This window comes from Phenylobacterium sp., assembly GCF_031181185.1.
Taxonomy (GTDB): Bacteria; Pseudomonadota; Alphaproteobacteria; order Caulobacterales; family Caulobacteraceae; genus Phenylobacterium.
Map to the genome: position 1 here is coordinate 1 of NZ_JAPSKZ010000281.1, position 2,801 is coordinate 2,801.

6 protein-coding genes are annotated in these 2,801 nt (G+C 69.9%); 5 read left to right on the forward strand and 1 reads right to left on the reverse strand.

The annotated features are described in order from the left end of the window. From RIF93_RS19820 to RIF93_RS19830, 3 genes are all read left to right on the forward strand, one after another. Nucleotides 1-598: acyl-CoA dehydrogenase family protein (locus tag RIF93_RS19820; RefSeq protein ID WP_309093168.1), on the forward strand; the 598-nt coding region annotated here is incomplete at its 5' end. A 15-nt stretch (nt 599-613) separates the two neighbouring features. Further along, nucleotides 614-1,021: a MerR family DNA-binding transcriptional regulator gene (locus tag RIF93_RS19825; RefSeq protein ID WP_309093169.1), complete on the forward strand. Its 408-nt coding sequence runs from the start codon at nt 614-616 to the stop codon at nt 1,019-1,021. 104 nt (nt 1,022-1,125) lie between these two features. Further along, nucleotides 1,126-2,220, forward strand: coding sequence for a branched-chain amino acid aminotransferase (locus tag RIF93_RS19830; protein ID WP_309093170.1), 1,095 nt, complete (start codon nt 1,126-1,128; stop codon nt 2,218-2,220). A gap of 22 nt (nt 2,221-2,242) precedes the next feature. On the opposite strand, the gene RIF93_RS19835 is transcribed toward RIF93_RS19830, so the two are convergent. Beyond that, nucleotides 2,243-2,407: a hypothetical protein gene (locus RIF93_RS19835; RefSeq protein ID WP_309093171.1), complete on the reverse strand. Its 165-nt coding sequence runs from the start codon at nt 2,405-2,407 to the stop codon at nt 2,243-2,245. A gap of 101 nt (nt 2,408-2,508) precedes the next feature. Between RIF93_RS19835 and RIF93_RS19840 the strand changes: the two genes are divergently transcribed. Further along, nucleotides 2,509-2,631, forward strand: coding sequence for a hypothetical protein (locus RIF93_RS19840; RefSeq protein ID WP_309093172.1), 123 nt, complete (start codon nt 2,509-2,511; stop codon nt 2,629-2,631). Nucleotides 2,632-2,710: 79 nt separating this feature from the next. After that, nucleotides 2,711-2,801: LacI family DNA-binding transcriptional regulator (locus RIF93_RS19845; RefSeq protein ID WP_309093173.1), on the forward strand; the 91-nt coding region annotated here is incomplete at its 3' end.

Here is a 2,801-nt window from a genome sequence, read left to right on the forward strand (position 1 = left end):
GCTGGACATGACCACGCCCGGGATCAAGGTCGACCCGATCATCACGCTCGCCGGCGAGCACGAGGTGAACCAGGTCTTCTTCGACGAGGTGCGGGTCCCGAAGTCCGGCCGCCTGGGCGAGGAGAACCAGGGCTGGACGGTGGCCAAGTACCTCCTGGAGTTCGAGCGGGGCGGCGGCTCGGCGCCGGGCCTGAAGGTGGCGCTGGAGCGGGTGCGCCGGATGGAGCACGACGACCCGCACGCCCGGCGGCGGTGGGCGGCCTCGGCCATCGAGGTCGAGGCCATCGAGATGTCCGAGCAGCGGGTGCTGAGCGCGCTCGCGTCGGGGCGCAATCCGGGCCCGGCGTCGTCGATGCTGAAGGCGCAAGGGACCGAAGCCATGCAGCGGATCGACGAGCTGGCGATCGACGCCGCCGGCCCCTACGCGGGCGTCGACCAACCCGAGGCCCGCCAGCCCGGCTCCAACGTGACGCCGGTCGGGCCGGACCACAGTCTGACCGCAATGGCCAGGTACCTGAACAACCGGGCCGCCTCGATCTACGGCGGCTCCAACGAGATCCAACGGGACATCATCGCCCGGCTCGTGCTGGGCCTTTAGCAAGGGAGGACAGACGTGACGCTCAACCTTCGCCGTCCGCATCGCACCTATTCCATCACCCAGCTCTGCAAGGAGTTCGGAGCCACGCCACGGGCGCTGCGCTTCTACGAGGAGCAGGGGCTGCTTTCGCCGGCCCGCCGGGACATGACCCGGATCTATTCCTACAAGGACCGCGCCCGTCTGGCGCTGATCGTGCGGGGCCGCAAGGTGGGGCTCTCGGTCGCCGAGATCCGCGACATCCTCGACCTCTACGACGAGGAGGGCGAACCGGCCCAGAACGCGCACGCGCTGAAGATCTTCAAGCGCCGCATCGATGCGCTGATGGCCCAGCGCCAGGCGGTCGAGGAAGCCATCGAGGCCCTGAAGCAGGCGTCCGGCCGGCTGCAGCAGAAGTACTTCCCCGAGGGCCATCTGCCGGCCTGAGGCCCCTCGCAAGGAGGGAAAGGCGCCGTCGCCCGCGCACTGGCCCTTGCGGCGCGGGCGGCCGTGTGCTTTCGCCGATGGTCCTACTTACCGAAGATAGGATCATGGACACCTTGCTCATCCCCCGACGCCCGCATGCTTCTCCAACGCCGCCGCACGCGCGCGCGGCGCTGCTCGAGGATCCGGGGTTCGGCAAGGTATTCACCGACCACATGGTCACGGTGCGCTGGACCGAAGGGAAGGGCTGGCACGACGCGCAGGTCTGCCCGCGCGAGCCGTTCCAGCTGGATCCGGCCGCGGCCGTGCTGCACTACGCCCAGGAGATCTTCGAAGGCCTGAAGGCGTATCGCACCCGCGGCAACGATGTGGTGCTGTTCCGGCCGCAGGCGAACGCCCAGCGGTTCCGCGAGTCCGCCGACCGGATGGCCATGCCGCTGCTGCCGCCGGACCTGTTCCTGGGCGCCATCGAAAGCCTGGTCCGCACCGACGCCGACTGGATCCCGACGGGCGAGGGGAGCCTCTACCTGCGCCCCTTCATGATCGCCACCGAGGCCTTCCTCGGCGTGCGACCGGCGGCCGAATACACCTTCTGCGTCATCGCCTGCCCGGTGGGCGCCTACTTCAAGGGCGGGGCCAAGCCGGTCACCGTCTGGGTGTCGGACAACTACACCCGCGCGGCGCCCGGCGGTACGGGCGCGGCCAAGTGCGGCGGCAACTACGCCGCCAGCCTGGTCGCCCAGGCCGAGGCGATCAAGAACGGCTGCGACCAGGTCGTCTTCCTGGACGCGGCCGAGCACCGCTACGTGGAAGAGCTAGGCGGGATGAACGTGTTCTTCGTCTTCGACGACAACACGATCGTCACCCCGCCACTGGGCGGCACCATCCTGCCGGGCGTGACGCGGGATTCGATCCTGACGCTCGCCAAGGACGCGGGGCTGACCGTGCAGGAGCGGCTCTATTCCTTCGACGAGTGGCAGGCCGACGCCAAGAGCGGCCGGCTGCGCGAGGCCTTCGCCTGCGGCACCGCCGCGGTGCTGGCCGCCATCGGCGAGATCCGCCACGCCGGCGGGTCGTTCAAGATCGCCGACGGCCTGGACGGCCCGGTCACCTGCAAGCTGCGCGACCAGCTGACCGGCATCCAGCGCGGCACGGCGCCGGACCCGTACGGCTGGGTGCACAGGATCGATATGGAAGGCTGAAGGCGAGGCTGAGGCTCCGGCCTCAGCCGACCGCCACTCTCGAGAGGCGCGGGGCGGCCCTGGCCTCCTCGGCCTCGTCGCCGTGCAGCTCCATCAGGGACTCCATCAGGTCCTCCTCGGCGCTGGAGCAGACGCCCAGCACGACCGCCTCGTCGGTGCCCTCGGGCGCGACGTAGGCGTGGCCCATGGTGCTGTCGCCGCGCCATCGCCTCCAGCGCCAACGACGGAGCACTGGGCGTACGACACCTTTGTCGCGCGCTGAAAGGTGGGATCACCGAGCCCGCGTATGTGACCTTCAACCTGGACGCGGCCGGCAAGCCGTCGCGGATCACCATGAAGGCCGTCTCGCCCGTGGCCGACTTCAGCTACGACTACCACGACCTGGACTTCCGGCCGGTGGCCGCGAAGTAGCCGCGGCCGCCATCATCCGACGGGGTCTTGCGCTGGCGCAGCGGCGCCGTAGCCTCACGCGCGAAGCCGTGGGGAAACATTGGCCTCGATCACCATCCACGATGTGGCCGAGCGGGCGGGCGTCTCGATCAAGACCGTCTCGCGCGTCGCCGGCCGCACGTTCGGCTCCT

Bases quoted from the DNA above. Each gene is read 5' to 3' on its own strand.
- RIF93_RS19830 (WP_309093170.1), top strand. From the start codon at position 1,126: ATGGACACCTTGCTCATCCCCCGACGCCCGCATGCTTCTCCAACGCCG.
- RIF93_RS19835 (WP_309093171.1), bottom strand. From the start codon at position 2,407: ATGGGCCACGCCTACGTCGCGCCCGAGGGCACCGACGAGGCGGTCGTG.